General features: G+C 68.6%; 14 protein-coding genes. 9 read left to right on the top strand and 5 right to left on the bottom strand.

The window, feature by feature from the left end; all coding sequences use genetic code 11:
• The first annotated feature begins 17 nt into the window (after positions 1-17).
• Both ACFU5G_RS00925 and ACFU5G_RS00920 read left to right on the top strand, forming a co-directional pair.
• Positions 18-665, top strand: a complete 648-nt coding sequence (locus ACFU5G_RS00925; protein WP_377239812.1) for a hypothetical protein — start codon at positions 18-20, stop codon at positions 663-665.
• Positions 666-944: 279 nt separating this feature from the next.
• Positions 945-2822 carry a DUF4365 domain-containing protein gene (locus ACFU5G_RS00920; RefSeq protein ID WP_377239810.1) on the top strand — a complete coding sequence of 626 codons (1878 nt, stop codon included), beginning with the start codon at positions 945-947 and terminating at the stop codon, positions 2820-2822.
• A 104-nt stretch (positions 2823-2926) separates the two neighbouring features.
• Here the strand turns inward: ACFU5G_RS00920 and ACFU5G_RS00915 are convergent, their stop codons facing one another.
• The 5 genes from ACFU5G_RS00915 to ACFU5G_RS00895 all read right to left on the bottom strand — a co-directional run bounded on the left by ACFU5G_RS00915 (position 2927) and on the right by ACFU5G_RS00895 (position 13052).
• Positions 2927-3511 (bottom strand): hypothetical protein, encoded by a 585-nt coding sequence (locus ACFU5G_RS00915; RefSeq protein WP_377239807.1) that lies wholly within the window; start codon positions 3509-3511, stop codon positions 2927-2929.
• Between the two features lie 246 nt (positions 3512-3757).
• Positions 3758-4717, bottom strand: a complete 960-nt coding sequence (locus ACFU5G_RS00910) for a hypothetical protein (protein WP_377239805.1) — start codon at positions 4715-4717, stop codon at positions 3758-3760.
• Between the two features lie 360 nt (positions 4718-5077).
• Complete coding sequence (gene mobF / locus ACFU5G_RS00905) at positions 5078-10396, bottom strand: MobF family relaxase (RefSeq protein WP_377239803.1); 5319 nt, start codon at positions 10394-10396, stop codon at positions 5078-5080.
• Positions 10397-10767: 371 nt separating this feature from the next.
• Positions 10768-12519, bottom strand: coding sequence for a hypothetical protein (locus ACFU5G_RS00900; protein WP_377239801.1), 1752 nt, complete (start codon positions 12517-12519; stop codon positions 10768-10770).
• Positions 12520-12650: 131 nt separating this feature from the next.
• Positions 12651-13052: a multiprotein-bridging factor 1 family protein gene (locus ACFU5G_RS00895; protein WP_377239798.1), complete on the bottom strand. Its 402-nt coding sequence runs from the start codon at positions 13050-13052 to the stop codon at positions 12651-12653.
• 405 nt (positions 13053-13457) lie between these two features.
• Here ACFU5G_RS00895 and ACFU5G_RS00890 point away from each other — a divergent pair, with 405 nt between their 5' ends.
• The 7 genes from ACFU5G_RS00890 (at position 13458) to ACFU5G_RS00860 (ending at position 20172) form a co-directional block, all read left to right on the top strand.
• Positions 13458-14273, top strand: a complete 816-nt coding sequence (locus ACFU5G_RS00890; protein ID WP_377239796.1) for a hypothetical protein — start codon at positions 13458-13460, stop codon at positions 14271-14273.
• A 458-nt stretch (positions 14274-14731) separates the two neighbouring features.
• Complete coding sequence (locus tag ACFU5G_RS00885) at positions 14732-15250, top strand: hypothetical protein (protein ID WP_377239794.1); 519 nt, start codon at positions 14732-14734, stop codon at positions 15248-15250.
• A gap of 36 nt (positions 15251-15286) precedes the next feature.
• Entirely contained in the window at positions 15287-16024 is a 738-nt protein-coding gene (locus tag ACFU5G_RS00880; RefSeq protein ID WP_377239792.1) for an SAF domain-containing protein, read from the top strand.
• Positions 16024-16860 carry a hypothetical protein gene (locus ACFU5G_RS00875; protein WP_377239790.1) on the top strand — a complete coding sequence of 279 codons (837 nt, stop codon included), beginning with the start codon at positions 16024-16026 and terminating at the stop codon, positions 16858-16860. Before ACFU5G_RS00880 ends, ACFU5G_RS00875 begins: the two co-directional genes overlap by 1 nt.
• The gene (locus ACFU5G_RS00870) at positions 16857-18407 is read left to right on the top strand and encodes a CpaF family protein (protein WP_377239788.1); all 1551 of its coding nucleotides are present in this window, start codon (positions 16857-16859) and stop codon (positions 18405-18407) included. The genes ACFU5G_RS00875 and ACFU5G_RS00870 overlap by 4 nt, the downstream gene beginning before the upstream one ends.
• Positions 18404-19270 carry a type II secretion system F family protein gene (locus tag ACFU5G_RS00865; protein ID WP_377239785.1) on the top strand — a complete coding sequence of 289 codons (867 nt, stop codon included), beginning with the start codon at positions 18404-18406 and terminating at the stop codon, positions 19268-19270. Before ACFU5G_RS00870 ends, ACFU5G_RS00865 begins: the two co-directional genes overlap by 4 nt.
• Positions 19267-20172 (top strand): hypothetical protein, encoded by a 906-nt coding sequence (locus ACFU5G_RS00860; protein WP_377239783.1) that lies wholly within the window; start codon positions 19267-19269, stop codon positions 20170-20172. The genes ACFU5G_RS00865 and ACFU5G_RS00860 overlap by 4 nt, the downstream gene beginning before the upstream one ends.
• Positions 20173-20186: the final 14 nt, after the last annotated feature.

Here is a 20186-nt window from a genome sequence, read left to right as displayed (position 1 = left end):
GGGTTGTGGAGGCATGCATGGACGTCCAACAGATGGTCGACGCCCTCGACCACGTCGAGATATCAATCCACGTCGGGCGCACGCTTTTCGACGGATCCGAAGACCTCAGCCACCCGGCGACGTGGTTTGGTCAAGCCATCATCGAGGCGGAATCGTTCCCCGACGAACTGAGCGTGCCCGTCAAGGTCTCCGGGTGCCGCATCGGGGGTCGAACATTCAATCTCCGTGAAGCCCTCGACGCCCCATCCGTCGACACCGCCTGGTTCCTCCCCCTGCTCGACGACGCAGACGAGCCGGAAGAAGAGCTCGGACTGATCGAACCATGGGGCGACCTGCTTCTCGTCGATCGGGCCTCGACCCATCCTGCCTGGCAACATCTCGGAGGTATCGGGCGCTATCTGATCGGACTCATCTTGAGGGAGATCACGGACGGTATCGGGGCCGTTGTACTCCATGCCCACCCCTACCAGTACGCCCACTCGGGGACCGACGACGAGATCCGCGCCGGTGAAGCGAAGCTGCTCGAGGTCTGGGAGTCGCTGGGTTTCAAGAGGTTCAGGGACACCCAGATCATGACGCTCGATCCGCACAGCACGGCGCTCGACGACGCGATCAACGAACTCCGCGAAGCCGTTCGAACCCACCGCCACCGAGGCGAGCCGTAGCCGGCCAAGGGACCACGCGGACAAGCCACGCTCGCCAACAGCCACTCGCGCGTGCACACCCTGGAGCACTCGCGGGACAGTCCGCAACTAGCGCGGCCAGGGGGACCCGTCGGCCGTCCGATTACCCGGCGAAACTGTCGACGAAGATGTCACGGCGCGCCTAAAACATCTGCCGACCCTTGCGGTTCATGCGGAGCCTTCGCGCCATACCGCCACGCAGGTCGAGGGCACTACCGGGAGTCGTACGCGCCCGTGGGTGGAATCGTGCACACTGGATTAGTGGTGACCAATCGGACGATGCCGAAGCGACCTGAGCAACACCGCCTAGAAGAGGCTTCGATCCGTGCGTTCTCGGCACGCGTACCCCAAAACTGGGCCGTTTCCAGGCCGTCAGAGCACGACTACGGGATCGACCTCGCCGTGGAGGTGTTCTCGGGTGATGACGCGACGGGTATGAGGTTCGGCGTCCAACTTAAGGCCACCGAGGGGCGAGAATCGGGCGTGCAGGTGAAGGTTGCATCGCTGAATTACTGGCTCGAGCAAGACACCCCAGTCATGGTCTTTCGCTGGAGCAAGGCTCTCGACCGGGCCTGGATCATGTGGGCGCACCAGATTGAACCGCCACGATCGCCCACCCAGGCGAGCGTCCGTGTGAAGTTCTCTGACACCGACGTTTGGGACGAGACCACCGCCGAGACGATCGAACGTGAGGTCCGCGCTGCGCGAGCGATCCAGCGTCGAGCCGTCCGCCTGCCCCTCCCCATCGCGTGCGCCGGCACTGGCACCGTGATCGGAGTTTCGGCCGGGAGCGTCGTCCGCGAGGTGCGAAGGGCACTGAGGAATTTTCCGGCCATCGTCACCACCACGATCGCTGGTCCGGACGATGTCGTCATCGACCTTAGTGTGGAACGGCGCCGGATCCGCTTGGGCATGCGCGGGAAATCTCCGAGCGTTCTTGAGTGCCAGCGTTTCCCCAAGCCTGGCTCTCCCGCCGAAGAACTCGACCGCATCCAGATGCTAGCGCGCGCAACTTTCTTCGCTATCGCTCTCCAGCTACACGGGATCGGGCACACCCATGAAGCCGCTCAACTGTTGCTTTCGATCGTCGACGAACCCTGTGTCGCACACGACGATGGACTGCATGCAGCAGTCACCGTACTGGCGCTCGGGGGAGAGCGGCGCGCAGCCGCCCGGCTGCTCGACGTAGCTCGCAACATCGGAAATGACCATGCTGTGCTCGTCGCAGCGCTCATCGATGACCCCGCAGGTGAAGATGAAGTCATCGCCGGGGTCCTGAGCGACTGGGTCCAAGAAGATCTCGCCGCGGGAGACCTGGCCTCGGCCGCACCTATTGCATACAACCTCGCCCGCCGAGCGTTGTCCCGGCGGCCGGACCTAGCCGTGGGACTGCTGACCGAGGCCGCAGACCTGGATCCTTCGTACCGGGATCGTGACTACTGGAACCGCGAGGTCGGCGGGGCCGCGTTCCTGTCAGGCGACTTCCAGACCGCCGTGAAGCACTACCAACGCGCAGTCGAGCTTGGTGACGAAGACTCCAGAGTTCGGCTCGGCGACGCTCTTTTGCACGCGGGGCAGTACGCGGAATCGCTAGAACTTCTGCGCGATGCCGGCGACACGGTGCGAGAGGCTGAGTTTCGGCTCAAGGCGTGGTTCCTTGAGCCCCTGATCGCCGAGTACACGATCACGACGCAAACACGCGAGCAGTTCCTCGCGGAGCGCATCTGCGACACCGAGCCACTGGACGCCGCAACCGCGCGAAAAGCCCTGAGGAAGGACCTGCTGTGCCCCCAAGCATTGTGGGCACTCGGTCACGACCTACTGGACGCCCCCAGAGAGGAACTTGCGGTCCAGCACCTGCTGGCCGCGGTGCTCTCCGAGCCAGCGAACGACGAGGCGTGGGTCTTCCTACTTGGCGCCGGTGACGTCCTGCCGGAGCGAAATGACATCATGCGCGACATCCTTCTTTGCGCGCGCCAGTTCGCCGGTGCCGACGTCCTAGACCGGGTCTGGGAGATTGATTCCCAACTCGGCAGCAGGCTCGAGTCCGTGTTCGCAGCGCTGCCGCCCTTCGAGGAGCCACCGGCAGTCATCCGAACAACATCGTTCGGTTCGGCTGCCTACTCAGTCATCGAGTGAGGCAAACGGGTCGGGGCTGATCCAGGGCCATCCACAGCCAGAACGCGCGGGTGACCAGATGGCTCTCTCGGGAATACTCCGCTGACGAGGCATACCGTTGGAAGCTAGAAGAACGCCGTCCAAAGGGCAACGGCACCAGCGACGAGACCGGTGCCCAGGGCTGTGGCGAGGGTCGCGACGATAATCTGGCCGAGCACACCGATCGCGCCTGCAGCGGTGCGTTGAGCTTGGTTGTCGGTGCCGACAGCTTCTCGTAGGTTGGACGGCCATCTCACGAATGCCGCTATGAGTCCGGTCAGTGCACGTTCACGCTGTTGCGCTTCCGCAGCTTCTTGGCGAGCTGCACCGATCGCGCCCTCGACAGAACTGACAACCATGTCGGGGGAAAGTTCTTCAGGGCTGCGCAAACTCATCTCCCAGTTCACGACCGGGTTGACGTCACGGCGGATGACGGCGGCGTTGTGCAAGGTGTAGGTGCCGCCGTAGCGCACGTAGGCTGCGGCGGCAGGCCCGGAGGCGAGAGCGACTTCACGCCGCAGAGCCTGGTACTGCGGCTGCGGAACGGCTGGCACCAGGGAGTCGTACAGCCCGTCGCTTGAGGCGCGCGAACTGTTGATGAGGTCGACATACGCGGAGCGGAACGCAAGGAGTAGCTCGGCGTCCGCGGTACATCTCTGGCTGGGCTTCACGCGTTGAGTATCCCGAACTTGTCCAACGATCTGAGCCACAGTCAATCAATGGCCATCCCGACGGCGAGGACTCATCGCACAGTCGACAATGCTGGTATCTCGTGTCGTCGGCCAGACATGTCGAACGTCGCACTTTGCAGACGCCAGGCTAGACCCCGCGTCCCCGGGCTGGCCGTGGCAGACACCGTCCAGCCTGCTGCCCATGACCGGTGCTCAGCGCTTACGTGCAGCTAATAGTTCTATCAACTAGATCTCGCTGAGTCGGTCTTCCCAGTACGCCTCCGCATCGGCTTCCATGACATCGGAGACGTCTGGCATGTCCTCCAGGTCCAGGGCCTCGAGCTGCTCGCCGTCGAGCTGGAGCTCACACACAGGGCACCACAGCCCGTCCAGGATCGTGTAGGCGTAGTAGGTGAGCTCGCCGTGGTCGTCCTCAGCCTCGCCCTCGATGCCCCATCCAACTGTCGCGGTGTGCGAGCACGCAGGGCAGTCGACCGACGCCTGTAGATCGCTGGTGATCGGCAGTTCTCGCGCCACGAGCAGTGCCAAAACCTTTGCCCACGTCTCGGGATCACTGAAGGATTTTTGGCGCCCATCGTACTTTCTGCGTGCGGCGTCGACGGCGGCCTTCGCCGCGACGGAGGTCTCTGCCTCGAAGTCACTGATCCGCTGTGCGACATCGCCCGCACGGGTACCCCAGAAGTCGGCCCGTGACTGTTTCAGAGCGTCGATCACCGCGCCTGCGAACGCGGCCATCGCCAGGACGACATCGGTGAGCGGCCGCTGGTGAAGAGCGACCGCGAGGTGCACCGCATCGTTGCGTGCGGCGATCGCCTTCTTCGCACCGTCCGCACGTGCGTCGATGGAACTGTCGAGCCTTCGCACCAGCTCGACCGCGACGCTGGCTGCGACGGTCTGTTTGCGGACGGCCTTCTTGCCCTCTGCGGCCCGTCCGTCGGGTCGCTCCACGATCGCATCCATCAGGTGCCGGTGAACAGTGGAGGGGTCCGCGATGAGCCGTTCGTCGTGGGTGAGCAGGAGCGCCTTCGAGAGCAGCTCAATGATCGCCCCAGCGCGGTTCGCTATGTCGAGCGCGGCATGCTCGTTCCAGGGCTGGTCCTGGAGTTCGAGGGCAGCTCGTGCGTGGTACCTGGCGGCAGCGTATAGCCGCTCCCAGTCCGCCACTGAGGCTGTTGAGCGCGTCATGCGTCACACGGTACGGGTACTCCCTACACCCGCCAGGTCTGGCACTTCGACCGAAGTCGCTCATCGCCGTGAGCACGACCTCAAGCGTGCTGCGATCGCGTCATTGCGAGCCCTTGAGAACGGCCCGGCTGGCAGCGCGCCCGCGCCGTTTGAGCTCCGGGCTGAGCCGCTGGACGAGCTTGAGGGCATCACCGCGTGGAACTTCACAGCTGCATGCAGCCGCGTGGCGGTCAGGGCGTGTGGAGCGCGATTCGGCATGGACAGGATTCTCTCCCGCGTAGGACCGGGGTCGGCGTGAAGTGGTGCAACCACGGTGAAGAGCTCGTAGGGCCTCCAGCCATCGCCGCGCTCTGGAAATTCCTACCAGCCCCAGCCGCCGTGCTGCTGTGCTGCTCGGTCTGCGGCGTCGCGTTGTGCTCGCTCGTACGCGTCGTGCCGCATCTGGGCGGCGCGGGCTCGCGCATCGGCCAGGACTACCGAGGCGCGCTCCATCGGCCTCGGCCCCGGGCGGCGTAGCTTCCGGGCCGACTCCTGGTCCATCGTGATGGCTCCGAGGGCTCGTGCAGCGGCAGCAAACGCCTCGCCCCGCTCTCCTTCGGATGCCCGCGGCCCGAGCGGGTCGACCGGGTCGGTGATCTGATAGCGGTCGCGGTAGGCCACCACCTGCCGCATCGCCATCCGCCATGTCTCCCGCACATGCCCGTCCGGCGGCGGTGGGGTGATGGTCTCCATCCACAGCTGCGGGTTGCTCACCGCGTCCTCGACCAGGGCGTCCAGGCGGGTGGCGATCAGGTCGGCGTGCCGGGCAAGCCACGCCTGCACGAGCGGGTCGGTCGCCGGTCGCTCCCGCCCTGCTGGCGCACTGGCCTCGGCTCCGCTGTCGACACCGGCGCCTGCGTCGGTCCGGGAGGGGTCGCCGATCAGGTCGGCGAGGTGGTCGGTCATGACCTTGCGCACCGAGCCGACGTCGAGCTGCTGATGCGTCGCGGTACCCGGTGCGTGACCGACGCTCTGGGCGACGTGTTCGATCAGAGGCCACCACTGGTCCAGCTCGACCCGGGCGTAGAGGTGGTCGACCAGGGCACGCAGCGCCGGGATCTGTCGTTCGAAGTGGTCCAGGGATCTGATGGTCTGCAGGTTGGGCTCCATCGCGAACCACGTCAGTGGAATGGGCTCGGCCAGTGCGCCGGCGAGAGCATCGGGGTTGTCGGTCGCGGTCTGGGCAGGGTCGGTCGGCAGGTCGAGCGCTTGGGCGTGGGCGGCTTCTTCGGGGGTGAGCATGGCCCAGACCCGGGCCGCCGCTGTGCGGCCGGCGTTGTCGGGGTCCAGGGCGACGATCAGGTCGGTCAGGTCCCTGCCGGTCGCGTCGCGCAGGGCTTGCAGGTGCCGTTCGGTGATGCCGGTGCCGCCCGCGGCGACCGGCACGATCTCGACCCCGGTCTGCTCCGCCAGGCGAGCGGCCGCCAGGTGCAGGGCCGCGTGGTCGGTCGGGCCCTCGACCAGCACCGGCCGGGCACCGGCCGCCAGGCGTGTGATGGCGTCGGGGTCCAGGCCGTAGACGAGCTCGCCCTTGCGGTACACGGCTGTCTCCGGGGTGTTCAGGTACTTCGGCACGCGCCCATCACCCGTATCTGCCTCGGCGGGGTTGATGCGTGCGGTGACGCCCACGACGATCCCGGTCTGGTCGCGGTAGGGGAACACGATCCGGTTGCGGAACTTGTCGATGACCCGCCCGTTCTTGGTCCGGGTCGCGACACCTGCGGTGACGAGGTGGTCGGGCGTGTACCCGAGGGTCTGCAGGTGGTCGGTCAGCCCGCTCCATGACGCGGGAGCGGCGCCCCACTCCGCACCGGCCAAGCCACGGCTGGTCATGTACCGCGTCGCCCAGGACTGGGTGGCCTTCTGCCGGGTCCACCAGGTCCACGCATGGCCGGTGATCTCGACGACCAGGTCACGCTCCCCCGCTTCGACGAAGGGCTCCTGAGCACCGGCCATGGACGCCTTGCCATCCGTGCCGGTCGGGGCGCCCGGCCCCGTCGCGCTGCTCTCGGTGCCTGCTTCCTGCCGCGGTGCCTCGGCCGACGGCGTGGTCGCGAACGGGTCACCGGCCCCGTCCGCGCCGGCGGCCGGGACGTCAGCCCAGAGCATCGTGTCGGTGGTGTCGGGCGAGGTGGTGATCCAGACCGGCAGTCCCCGCTCGTCGTGGTCATGGTGTCGGGGCAGGCCGATGCGGTGATGGAGGACCTTCGCGATAGACCGCGCGTTCCCGAACCCGGTCCCGGCCGCGCGGCGGACCACGGTGGCCGGGTCGATGCCGGCGGCCTCGTGCATGGACAGCCGCTTGGCCAGCACCGGCCAGACCTCATCACTCAGGACCCAGTCCGCGACCCGGCCGGGCAGCACCGATCGCACGGCCTCGGCGAGGCGGCCGGTGCGGTCGGGTTCGAGGAAGGAGAGGTAGGCGTCCTCGTACTCGGGGACGAGGCGGGCCAGGGAGTGCGCGTAGTCCCACTCGTCCTCGATGACCCGCGAGGCGGACTGTTCCTCGCCGTCGCGGTCCAGGACACCCTTCAGAGCGTTCAGCACCGCCCGCTCCAGGTCCGGCTGGCGGTGCGGGTCGAGGTCCAGGACGTCGTCGGTCTCGACGTACACCCGGTTGGAGTCCGCGCCACGGGTGATGGCGGTGTAGAGCTCGTTGCGGGTCATCCCGACGCCGACCATTGCGTGGGAGGTGTCGACGGTCATGCCCTGGACCCGGTGGATCGTCGCGGCGTACCCGAGCTCGACATGCTGAGCGACGTAGTCTGCCGGGAGCACTACGGTCGCGCCGGTCTCCAGGTGCCGAGCCTGGACGGCACCGTTCTCGTCGCGGGCGGTCACGCGCCAGAGGTCGCCGTTGCGGACCCAGTCCTTGCCCCAGTCGATGTGCCCGTCGTCGTGCCGGGCACGCAGGTGGCGGTTGTTCAGCCGGGTCACGATCACGTCTCCGATCCCGGCCCGGTTCTCGTCATGCAGGACCACGCCGTCGTCCTCGACCTCGCCTCGCGTGACGCGGTGCAAGCGGGCGCGGGCGGACAGCTCGTTGACCAGGGTGTTGGTCGCGGCGATCATGACCGTCTTGCGGCCTTGGTCGGAGTCGGTCTGCCAGTTCGCGAACATCTCCTCCGCCATCTGCGCCGCACTGCCGCCCTGGGTGCGGCGCCCGGTGATGTAGAAGTCCAGGCCCCGGTGGTCGCCGTCGCGCAGCTGGAGCGAGGCGGTCGCTTCGCCGGGGGTGTGGAAGCGGTGGATCTGGGTCAGCTCGACCGCACCCGCCTGCTGCGCGACCAGCCGCAACGCGCCGCCGGCGGCGACGGCACCGAGCTGGGCCGGGTCACCCAGCAGCCGGACACTCCCACCAGCGGCCCGAGTGAAGGCAAGGACGTCGGCGAGAGCGAGCGTCCCGGCCAGGCTGGCCTCGTCGACCAGGACCACCGTCCCGGGCTCCACCGTGAGGCGTTCGCGCAGACGTTCACTTCCCTCGCCGCGGTTGGCCAGGAGGAACATGTCCAGGGTCTCCGCGGTGATCCCGTCGCCGAGGTCGGCTCCGAGGACTTCCGCGGCGGCGGCCGACGGCGCCAACGCGATGAGCCTGCCGCCCGACTCCTGGACCACTGTCGCGAAGGCGCGCATGGCGGTCGTCTTTCCGGTCCCGGCCGGGCCGATGCCCGCCGCCAGCACCGTGCTGGCTGCGAAGTGGGCGACCAGGTCCCGTTGCCCGCGGTTCAGGACCCGGCCGCGGTCAACCCGGACCTGGTCGATCGTGCGCTCCACCGCGCCCGGGTCGATCACCAGACCACCCGGGGTGCGGGCCGCGGCCAGGAGCTGGTCTTCGGCTTCCAGGACCGCGAGGGAGGTGTACCGGGTGGAGCCGTGGACAAAGTAGACGCTCTCGCCGTCCTTGCGCCGCATGACGTCCGGAGGCTCATTCAGGTCAGGGGGCGTGATCACCAGGCTGCCGGCTTCCGCATGTCCGGAGATGGTCGCGGACAGGGCGAGGAGGTCGGTGCCCTGGGGGGCGTGCTCCCGTGCGAGGCGCGTGGCTTCTGCCTGCAGGTGGTAGGTCGTCCACGTTGCCCGCTTGCCGACCACGTTCGTCAGGCACAAGTCGACCAGGTCGCCCTGAGCGAGCACCTCCTGTGCGAGTTCCGCGAGTGCCGCTTTGCGGCCGGCAGGTGTGCGCCACCGCAGCGGCCGGAAGACCTGGGCCTGCGGCCACTTGTGAGCGAGCCGCTCCACGGAATCCGTGACGTCCTTGGCCGCCCACCGGGCGACCCCCCGACCGGCCAGATCCTGCGCGACGGCAGGCCACAGGTCTTTGAGCTCGTGGACCGCGACCCGCCTCACGTCCGGATGGGGGTTCAGGGCGCGGGCGAGCATCCGCGCCACCGCGTCCGGGCCGCCCAGGACCACGAAGGCCACCTGCGCCCACTGCGGGAGCCGGTGACGCAGCCCGACCGGGGCGCCCTTGCCCTGCCGGGTGTCCAGGTTGGCCTGCTGCGTCAGCCCATAAGCGGTCTTCGGGGCCGGCTCGTGCCCGTACTTCGCCCGGTACTGCGCCCGCAGCGACTCGTAGGACTCCTGAATCGCGGCCCGCCGCCGGGAGAACGCATCCCGCAACACCTTCGGGATACCGACGATCTCGCGCACGCCCTGCTTGCCCCGGCCCCTGGTCTCCGTGTGGAACGCGACCCCGAGGACCTCGACCAGGAGCTGCTCGATGCGGGTGTTGTACCGCTCGGAGGCGGCAGCGCCCAGCGAGTACAGCACCCGACCATCCAGGGCCCGCCAGATCCCGTCGACACCGAGCACCTTCGTGGAGAGCGCGACATGGGTATGCAGGTTCGGATCCCCGGCCCGGGAGTCGAGATGGTCGAATGCGACAGCGGTTAGACCGTGGGTGTCGAGCTGCCGCACACCACCCGCACCCCCACGAGTGAGCGCCGCCTCGGACTCGATCCACGCCAGCGTGTCCTGCCAGGCCTGGGTGTGCGCCTTCGTGATCGCCTCCCGCGTCGCCGGATCACCCAGACCCCACAGGACCGAGATGCTCTTGGCCGGCGTGAACACCAGGTCATACCCCGCCACCGCCTTCCGGGGCTGCTGGCCACGCTTCGCCAGCCAGGTCGCCACGTCCTTGTCCGAGACACCGCCCGAACCGCCTTTCTCGTGGTGCTCCTGCTGGGCCAGGTTCCGGGCGACGTTCCAGCGGATCAGGTCCCGCTCGACACCAGCCTCCGGCGGCCGGTCGTTCTCGGCGGCGAACCGCGCGAACGCCGCCTCCAACGCGGCGGTGTACCCGTCGTCGGGCCGGGTCTTGAACTCCGGGAACGCGCGCCCGAGCGCCCCCACCCGGGCCGCGTCCTGCTTCGACATGCCCCGAGCGAGGGCCTCGACCTCCAGCCGCTCCGCGTCCGGGTGGCGGCCCTGCCCGAACAGAGACTTCATCTGCTTCTCCAACACCTGCCCCGACACCCCAAGCTGCTCCAGTCCCGACCCGACCCAGTGGCCGGGCGGGTTGCCGTGCTGCATGTAGTAGTCCGTCAACGACATCCCACGACCCCGCGGGACGTCCCCGGAGGCGACCTGCTGGGTCAGGTACGTGTACCCACTGCCCGCGCTCAGCGCGTGGACCGTCATCACGAGTCCCCCTTCCACAGGTGCTTGTCGGGCTGTTCCAGGTCGCCTCGGCGACCTCCGCTCACGGCTTGTGCAAGAGGTGTGTGGCCTTCGTCGTGGCGGTCCGCGGGACCCGCCGTCCGCTGCCCGCCTGCCCTCGTCACGCAGCCGCGTGCGTCGCGTCACTGCGTCCGTCGTGTGTGCGCGTCGTCGTGCGTGTGCGTGTCGCTGTCGCTGCTTGTCGCCGGTGCTGGCCGGGGACGTCGGCGGCGAGGTCCCCGCTGAGGGTCCCTGGGCGGGGGCGGCCGGACTTCCCCCGGGCACACGAAAGAGGCCGCCATCCCCCGGTACAGGGATGGCGGCCTCTTAGACCCGATGCTAGGCGGTGAGCATCATCGAGACCCGGCAGTGGCAGGCTGCGGGACGCTGGTGGTCTTCTGCTCCTGCCTCGCGGCCTTGTGCGTCGTCGGCGAGGGGCTCGCCTCCTGCGTGGTGCTCGCGGTCGTGCTCGCTGCCTTGCGCGGGTTGTGGGCGGGCTTCGGCTTCTCGGTGCCCTTGGTCTTGGCCGAGGTGGCGCGGGCAGGGCCGTTGCTGGCGGGCTTGGCCGGGACCTGGCGCTTGCTCTGGCCCGTGGCCTTGGTCGCGGTACCAGCCGAGGTCGGGTCAGACGTGGTCGCGGCCTTGACCGGGGCGCTGGACTTGGGCGCGCCGTTCGCCTCGGCGGACTGCACGGTTCGGTCGTCCGGGATGGCGGTGCGCAGGCCTGCGGCGATCTCCTCGACCTTGTCCAGGTCGTAGCCGAAGTCCCGCAGGGCCAGGAAGTACCGGGCCTCGCGCGTGCTACGCCAGGTCTCCTTGTTGGTCCGGGCCTCAATCGCGGCCAGCGCCAGGACCAGAGTGATGCGCTGCACCCGTCCAGGCCTGCCCGCCTTCGCGGCCTTGCTGATCATCTCAGCGATGGCCGTGCGCGCCCCGTACCCGGGGTTCTTGATGCCGAGCCACTCAGCGGCCAGGGCGTGCCCGGTGTTGCCCGCCTTGTCCAGGCTGCTGCCCTCCATCAGCACCGACATCGCGATGAACTCGTCCGCGCCCTTCGGAGCGGTCGTCTTCTTGGCGAAGTCGGCCAGCCAAGCGCGGCGCACGTCCGTGGCTGACTTCATACGCGGGTTGAACTCTGATACCGCGTCGCGCTCGGCCTTCTCCTTGCCGCTGAGCGGCATCCCCAGGACGCGGCCGTTCTTGGCGTGCTTGTTCGCCCTCGGGTCGGTGCACACGTAGGCGACCTTGGTGCGGCTGTACTCGTCCAGGTAGGCGGCGTGGCCGGGGCAGGTGCGGTGCGTCTCCTCGGTCAGGCGGTTGCCTTGCGCGTCGGCCAGGTCACCCAGCCGGGTGATCTTCTTGTTGCCGTACCCGGGGTTCGGGATCTCCCGCACATGAGCCTCGCGCAGCGTCGCGCGGACCTGCGCCAGTTCCTTGGCCCGCTTGAGCGCGTCGCGCTGCTGCTGGGCCTCGTGCTCGAACTGTCCCGGGTTCTTGGTGGCGACCTCGGTCAGCTTGGCGACAACCTTCGGGTGGTCCTCGAACTCTGCGATTACAGCAGCCTGAACGATAGTCACGTTGTGGTCGACCAGCGCGGCCCAAGCGGTCTTCGAGTCGGCGACGCCGAGCGCGGCCTCCACCTTTGCCGTGGTGGTCTTGGTCCGCTTGGCGATCTGGGCGGCGGTCGCGCCGAACAGTGCCATCTGCTGGTACCCGGCTGTGCGGTCGGCATCGTTGATCCCGACCCGCTGGTCGTTCGCGTGGAACTGGTTCACCAGCCGGTCGAGCGCGTTGCTGTCAGTGCTGCTGGGCACCACGATCACCGGGTAGAGCGCCAGGCCCGCCTTGATCGCGCCCCAGGTGCGCCGCGCACCATCATCGACCAGGGTGAGCGTCCCGTCCTGGTCCTCGTACACCGGTGGCGGCATCCGGACCCCCAGGTCTCGGATGCTGTCGACGAAGTCCGCGTCGATGGTCTTCTCGACGTCGCTGCGGACGTTCTTCCCGAACTTCACGGTACGCGGATCCACGTACCGCAGTTCCGCCTTCTCGAAGGCGTTACCCGCCACCTTCTCGGCGTTCTTGTTCTCGGTCTGCACAGGCATGATCGGCTCCTTGTGCCGTCGTGGCCTGGGATAACCCCGGGCCGGTACATCGATTCTACTCAACAAAGAGCGATCAGACCACTTATAAAAGCCACAATTCGCACGTTTGGCTGATCATTTATTTTTGTTGTTCAGTCTTCGTGGTCGATGGCGTCGATCTCGGCGGCTGTGCCGATTCGAGTGCCGGGCACGTTTCCTGCCGCGCGCGCGGCGACTGCGCGCCACCAGCGCACACCAAACCGCGCGACAACCGGAGGCTGTGGCTCCCTGTCCAAGTAGACGACCACCACCGGTTGTGGCATCTGCCGCAGGTCGGCAGTCAACCGCTCGACCTCTTTCGTGGTGATCGCTTCTAGCTCGTCCATCTGCTCGCGAACCCGGAACGGAACATTCAGCTTTCCACGCTCCCAGTCGCGGACGATCTCGGCGCGGTTACCGAGCAGGTGCCCAAGGTCCGAGCGCTCCAAGCCCAGCGCCTCGCGCGCGCACCAGACCTCGCTACCCGTCATCCTCTGTAGCGGTCGTTCACCCATGCCGCCCTCGTTCCACAGCCATCGCCTTGGCATCCTTTATCGCTCGGTCGACATCCGACTGGCAGGTACCCGACTCGCGCACCCGATGCTAGTTCGGCACTCATCCCACGTCCGCCCCGCGAGCCAGCACTGCCCCGTCGCCGGCGACGCGTCCAGACAGCTACGGCACCATGATTTCGCATAGTGAATTCTCCGGCTCGCCGTCTTGCAAAGCGCGCACACCTATGGTGTGCGCGCATTTGGACATTCGTCCAAAAGGGCTGCGGATATCACTCAAGCGCCGCCGAGAGATTCACGCGGACGACTTGGTGCGCGCACCTGAACTGCACCGATACCCGTGCACACCATGGTGTGCGCACCGCAGGGTGTGCGCAGAGCGCGCGCACACCTGCCACTGTTCGAGGTGTGACCTCCACGACGAATTCGACGCCAGCGCTCAGCGCGGCCTGTTTCGCGCGCGTAACAGAAAGACCGTTTACCTTGCGCGAACGATCTGGATCGGCGGTAATGGTTTCCCCCAGTTTTCACCCGCGCGACAATCTCGACCTCGTCGGCGATCACCGCGTGCCGTCCCGGCGGCGCACCCAGGGAGGCAGGCCCCCTAGCATGCGCACTACACGACCTGTTCTCACCGCAGCGCTGCTGTTCGCGCTGGCTTCAGGATGCACGACCGGCGGGTCAGCTTCGCCTGGACCGAGCGAGTCGGCGAACGCGCCCACCCCGTCTCTTTCGGCGTCGCCTTCACCGAGCCCCACGGATCCGAAAGCGCTCGCCCGTACAAATGCCGAGGCACTTGCGCGCGATTACTACGCGGTCACGGACGAGGTCGGTCAAGATCCCGATGCCAAGTTGTCCGGGCTTGGCAGAGTCGCCACGAGCGTGGAGCTCAGCACCCGCCAGCAGATCGTGGAGCGGTGGCGCGCCGATGGCTGGCGCAAGACAGGGCGAACCAAGGTCGCCGAACTGATTGTCCAGTCCGTGAGCCTGGACAACTCGGATCCAGAAGCGGGGCGAGTCCCGACCGTACAAGTGGACGTCTGCTACGACGTCAGCGACGTCGACCTTGTCGATGAGGCCGGAGATTCCATGGTGAGCCCGGACCGTACCGATCGCGGATGGGAACGTCTGCACGTCGCCAATTACGACTACAAGACGGATCCCGCCAGCGGCTGGCGTGTCGCCTCACTGGAGACGCTGGAGAAGGCCCAATGCACAGGCTGAGGACAACAGCCATTGTCGCCTTGGTCGCACTCGCACTCTGCGGGGTTGCGATACCCGCATCAGCAAAGCCTCGGTGCAAAGCCGTAGACCGGGATTCCGGTGTCTGCATCATCGCCGCTCACGATCGTGAATCGTCCGCGGGGCAAGGCCCGGACAATTGGGCGTCAGGGACGGACGGGCGCTCCGAACGCCCAGCGAAACCGGCTCGCCGGTCGAGCATGGGGTCGGCGTGCACGTGGGAGCCACAGGGCAGCATCACGGCTCACCTCGAGAACGCAGGTGGACCGGTGCCGTGCACGTCGGAGCACGGGGTGTGGAGCGAACGCTCGAACTGCTACCTGAGCCGGGCTGTGCCGCAGCCGCCGGCCAGTGCTCCCGAATGGGACGGGCACGAGGCGGGCGACGGCGCGATTTACGAATGCCGTATCCCCAGCGGCGGGCTGCAGGGTGGAATCTGGATGGCGACACCCCCGGACGCCGCCGATGCCGGTCCCACCCCGGGTGAGGTGGCGCAGATCGCGGTGGAGCGGATGAACCTGCGTGCGGTCGAGATCGGGATGTCGCCGGATCCGGATGGGCCGGGGGTCGTGGCGTTGCCGACGTGGTTGTGGGTCCAGGACCCCGGTGAGCAGACGTTCGGTCCGATCACGCGCACCGCGTCGGCGGGCTCGGTGACGGTGTCGGCGACGGCCCGGGTGGAGCGGATCGTGTGGGACATGGGTGACGGCACCCAGGTCGTCTGCACCGGTCCGGGTACCCCGTACGAGACCCGGTTCGGTCGGGACGCGTCGCCGGACTGCGGGCACACCTACACCTGGGAGTCCGGGTACCGGCCCGGGCAGGAGTACACGGTCACGGCCACCAGCGAGTGGATCGTGGACTGGGAGAGCGCCGGGCAGTCCGGGTCGCTGGAAGTAGACGACTTGTCGCGCAGCGTGCAGGTCTCGATCGGCGAGGCACAGGTGCTCGTGAACTGACGGGCTGGCAAGCAGGGCAGTCACAAGGGGGCAGGGATGACGAGCACAACCATGCAGGGACCATCGGCGCCAGGGGCGCCACCGGCAGGGGCCAGGCTCGCACCGCCACGGTTAAAGCGACGACCGGTGCTGGCGGTTGTGATGATCGCGGCGATCGGTGTCGGCGCGTTGGGCGCCGTGCTGTTGTGGGCGACACTGACCGACACGCGCACGGTGCTGGTCGCCCGGGACACGATCGTGCGGGGCTCGGTGATCACGGCCGAGGACCTGACGGAGACCCAGGTCGGGGCCGACGTCGCCCTGGACCTGATCGGCGCCGGGGCGCGAGCCGAGGTTGTCGGGCAGCGTGCGGCGTGGGACGTCGCGTCCGGCGCCGCACTGACGGCTGGGGTCGTGACTGAGGAGTTGGTCCCGCCGTCGGGTATGTCGGTGCTCGGCATCGTCCTGCCGCCGCCGGTCGCGCCGGGCCTGAGCCTGTTGCCCGGTGACCAGGTGCGGGCGGTGGTCACGGCCGCTGACGGCGGTGGCAAGCAGACCCCGACGTTTCATGAGGCCGAGGTGGTCGCGGTCAACCCGCCCGCCCCGGACGGGCAGACCGTCGTGGATGTCCTGGTCTCCCACGAAGAAGCCATCACGCTCGCCGCCGAGGCCGCCGCCGGGAAGGTCACGCTCGTCCTGGACTCCCGCGAGCTCGACGAAGACACCAGCCCACCCGATGACGAAGCAGAGCCCTCCGCCTCACCCAGCGCATCATCCACCACCGGGGAGGGCTGATGGCGGTCATCGCACTGTGCTCCGCCTCCGGGTCACCTGGCGTCACCACGACCTCGCTCGGGCTGGCCATCGCATGGCCGCGTCCGGTGCTGCTGGTCGAGGCCGACCCGGTGGGTAGCTCCGCGATCCTGGCCGGGTGGTTCCAAGGCGCCCGGGACCACGACACCGGGCTGCTGGATGTCGCGTTCTCCTCCGAGTCCATCGCACAGGCACTGGACCGCGTGGCAATCCCCGTCAACGACGGGGTGCGGTTCGTTCCGGGGGTCCGGTCGCACCTGGAGGCACGCGAGCTGGGCAATCTGTGGTCGCCACTGGCCGGGGTGCTGGCCGGGTTGGACGCGACCGGGCAGGACGTGATCATCGACGCCGGCCGTCTCGGCATGGCCGACTCCCCGGGGCCCCTGCTCGAGCGGGCCGACATGACGCTGCTGGTGACTCGGACGGACCTGCCCGCACTGGCCGCGGTCCGGTCACACGCCGACCTGATCGTGCGGACACGGCTATGGAAGCAGGCCGGACTGCTCGTGGTCGGCCCCGGCCGCCCCTACTCCGGGCGGGGCGCGGCCAAACTCCTTGGGCTGCCGCTGGTCGGTCAGATCGCGTACTCCCCCAGGGACGCTGACACCTACCACCAAGGCGCAACGCCACGGCCCCGGTTCCACAAGGGGGCCTTGGCTCGTTCGTTGGACGAGGCCGCGCGCCACCTGCGCCAGCGGACCTCCCTCGGCATCCATCCGGAAAGACCCGACGCGACAGCGAACGCGCCGCGAGGGCCGGTCCTTGGTCCGGCAGCGATCTGGGCCGCTGCAGCCGATCGCCGACAGGAGCAGGCATGACGGCCGAGCCGCGCACCGAGTCACCCGAGGGCACCGACCCGGCAGACATCGCGTACCTGACGCGCCCGGTCCCGCAGGAGCTGCCGCCGAACCTGCGCCGCCCGACCAACCCGTGGGTCAGCTCGGGGCAGCCGGACTCCCGCGACCCGGTGGACGGGGCGTCTGCCCGACCTAACCGCTCCGCCGCCGCACTGCCTCGGCCGGTTGAGGTGGACTGGGCCCTGGTGGACGCGTTGCGGGACCAGGTCTCTACCGAGCAGGCCGAGCGGTTCGAGCCTGGCACCGACGCCCTGGTGCGGGAGGAGGCCGGCAAGGAGGCCATCAACCGGCTGGTGAAACAGGCCTCCACCGACCGGCGCAACGACGGCAAGGCCGAGTTCACGCTCGCCCAGCGGGAGACCCTGCGGGATGCGGTGTTCAACAGCCTGTTCCGCATGGGCCGGCTGCAACCCTTGTTGGACAACGACGATGTCGAGAACATCGAGATCTACGGCCACCGCACCGTCCAGCTCCAGCTCGCCGACGGCACCTGGGTGGCCGGGCAGCCGGTCGCGGACTCCGACGATGACCTGATCCAGCTGATCCAGGACATCGCCACCCGCACCGGCTCCGGCGCGCGCCCGTTCTCCGAGCGCAACCCCTACGTCGACATGCGCCTACCCGGTAGCGGTGCGCGGCTGGCGGCGTCGGCGTGGGTGACCGACCGGCCGGTGGTGGTCATTCGGCGCCACCGCTTGATCCAGGTCACCATCGACCAGCTCGTCGGGCTCGGCATGCTCTCCCCCGTGGCCGCATCGTTCCTCGCGGCAGCGGTCCGGGCGCGGAAGTCGATCGTGGTCTCCGGGGCGGCCAGCGCCGGCAAGACGACACTGACCAGGGCGCTGTGTGACCAGATCCCGGCCGGGGAACGGATCGCGACGTTTGAGACGGAGTACGAGCTCGGGCTGCAGGACCTGCGCCCGAACGTGATCGCGTGGGAGGCCCGCCCCGGTTCCGGCGAGGTCGGCCCGGACGGGCGGCAGGCCGGGGAGTCGACCATCGCCGAAGCGTTGTGGCGGTCCTTCCGGTACAACCGGTCCCGTCTGATCGTCGGGGAGGTCCGCGGTGCGGAGGTCTGGCCGATGATCAAGGCGATGGAGTCCGGCACCGGGTCGCTGTCCACGACACACGCCACCAGCGCTGTCGCCGCGATCCGGAAGCTGGTGACCTGCGCGATGGAAGGTGAGGAACAGGTCACCCACGACCTGGCGACGTCCAAGCTGGCGCACGCGATCGACCTGATCGTGCACGTCGACCTGTCCTACGACCCCACCAACCAATCCCCGCGCCGCCAGGTCGCCGAGATCATCTCCGTCGCCCCCGGTGAACGGGAGACCGGATACGCCACCACCCAGATCTTCGCCCCCGGACCCGACGGGAACGCCGTGCCGAAGACGATGCCGGACCTGGATCACCAGGGCCTGGAGGCCTACGGGTTCGACCTGCAGGGATTCACCGAAGCCCTGCACCACCCGGCGGGCCGGACCGCGGCGGGGGTGCGGTCATGATCATCGCTGCCCTGTGCGGCGCCCTGGTGTGCGGTGGCCTGGTCGGCCTCGTCTACGCGCTACGCCCCGTGCCGCCGGCACTGCCGGTTGCCGCGCGGCCGCCGCGCACCAGCCTCGTCGACCGGGCCCGGGCCGCGTTCTGTCGGATGCCACGTCGGACCCGGATCCTGCTCGGTCTCGGTATCGCGGCCGGCCTGGTCGCCTGGCTGATCACGGGCTGGCCGCTGCTCCTGTTCGTCGGGCCGGTCGTCTCGGTCGGAGTCCCGTCGATGCTGTCCAACCGGGCCCAGGGCGAGCGGATCGCGCGCCTGGAAGCGATCCAGGACTGGACGAGGTCCCTGGCTGGATCGCTCTCGGGCGGTAAGGGCCTGGAAAGCGCTCTGCGGTCGACGGCGTGGACCGCGCCGACGCCGATCGCACCGCCGGTCCAGGCGCTGGCGGCGCGGCTGGAGTCGAGCTGGAACCCGCGGGTGGCGCTGGCCGCGTTCGCGGACGACCTCGCCGACCCGACCGCGGACATGGTCGCCCAGTCCTTGACCACCGCGATCGAGCTGCGCGGCCCCGTCGCCAAGGTGCTGGACGACCTGGCCGACGACGTCGCCGACCAGGTCCGCGCCCGCCGCGAGGTCGAGGCCAGCCGAGCCACCTACCGCGCCACAGCGACCTGGCTGACCGTCATCACCGTCGGCACCCTCGGCGCGATGCTGCTCAACGGCACCTACATCGAGCCCTACCGCACCCCGCTCGGCCAGGTCGTTTTCCTCGTCCTGGCCGCCTTCTTCGCCCTGACCCTGTTCTGGTTCAACCGGATGTCCAACGGCACCGGACCCACCCGCCTGTTCACCAGCGGGGGGCGCTCATGACGGGCCTGTTCTGGGCCGGCCTGACCGGCGGATCCATCGCCCTGGCCCTCGCCCTCCTGATCGTCCAGCTCCTGCCCGCGCACGTCGACCTCACCCAGGGCTTGACCCGCCTCGCCCCGGCCGCGCACCCGTCCCGCTCCCGGCCGCAGGAGCAGGCCGTGCCGGGCAGCACCGAACGGCTGGGCCGATGGGGCCGCGACCACCTCCCGGCTGGGCTCTGGCTGCGCACACCGCAGCGCGACCTGGCCCTGCTCGGCATCCCAACCGCCCGCTTCTACGGCGAACAGCTGGTCTGCGCCGCACTCGGCGTCCTGACCGCTCCCCTGCTGACCATGGGCCTCGGCGTACTGGACATCCAGGTGCCGTTCACCGTCCCCGCCCTCGCGGCCGTGCTGCTCGGTGCCGCCCTGTTCCACATCCCGCACTACACCGTCGCGGACAAGGCGACCAAGGCACGCACCGAGTTCCGCCGCGCCCTGTCCCTCTACACCAGCCTCCTCGCGCTGCGGCGCATCAGCGGTTCAGGTGTCCCCCAGGCCACGGAACAGGCCGCCCAAGGCACCGGCTCCTGGGTCCTGAACCGCATCGCGGTCACCCTGGCGCAGGCCCAGATGTCCGGGGCACGGCCCTGGGACGCGCTGAAGGACCTGGCCGACCAGGTCGGCGTCGGCGAGCTGCGCGACCTGGCCGAGACCCTGGAGCAGTCCGCCACGGAGAACACCGCGATCTACGACAACCTCCGCAAGAGCGCCAAGGCCCAACGCAACGCCCTACGTAACCAAGACCTGGCCGCTGCCAACGCGATCGCCGTCCGCATGAGCGCCTCGGGCGCCGTCATGGCCCTGACGTTCATCGCGCTTCTCCTGGCGCCGTCGGTCATGCGCTTGCTGACCCCGGTCTAGTCCGCACACCTACC

This window comes from Promicromonospora sp. NPDC057488 (assembly GCF_042802395.1).
In the GTDB taxonomy this organism is placed as follows: Bacteria; Actinomycetota; Actinomycetes; order Actinomycetales; family Cellulomonadaceae; genus Promicromonospora.
The sequence above is the reverse complement of the archived record's forward strand: the minus strand, read 5'-3'. Positions and strand labels throughout refer to the sequence as shown.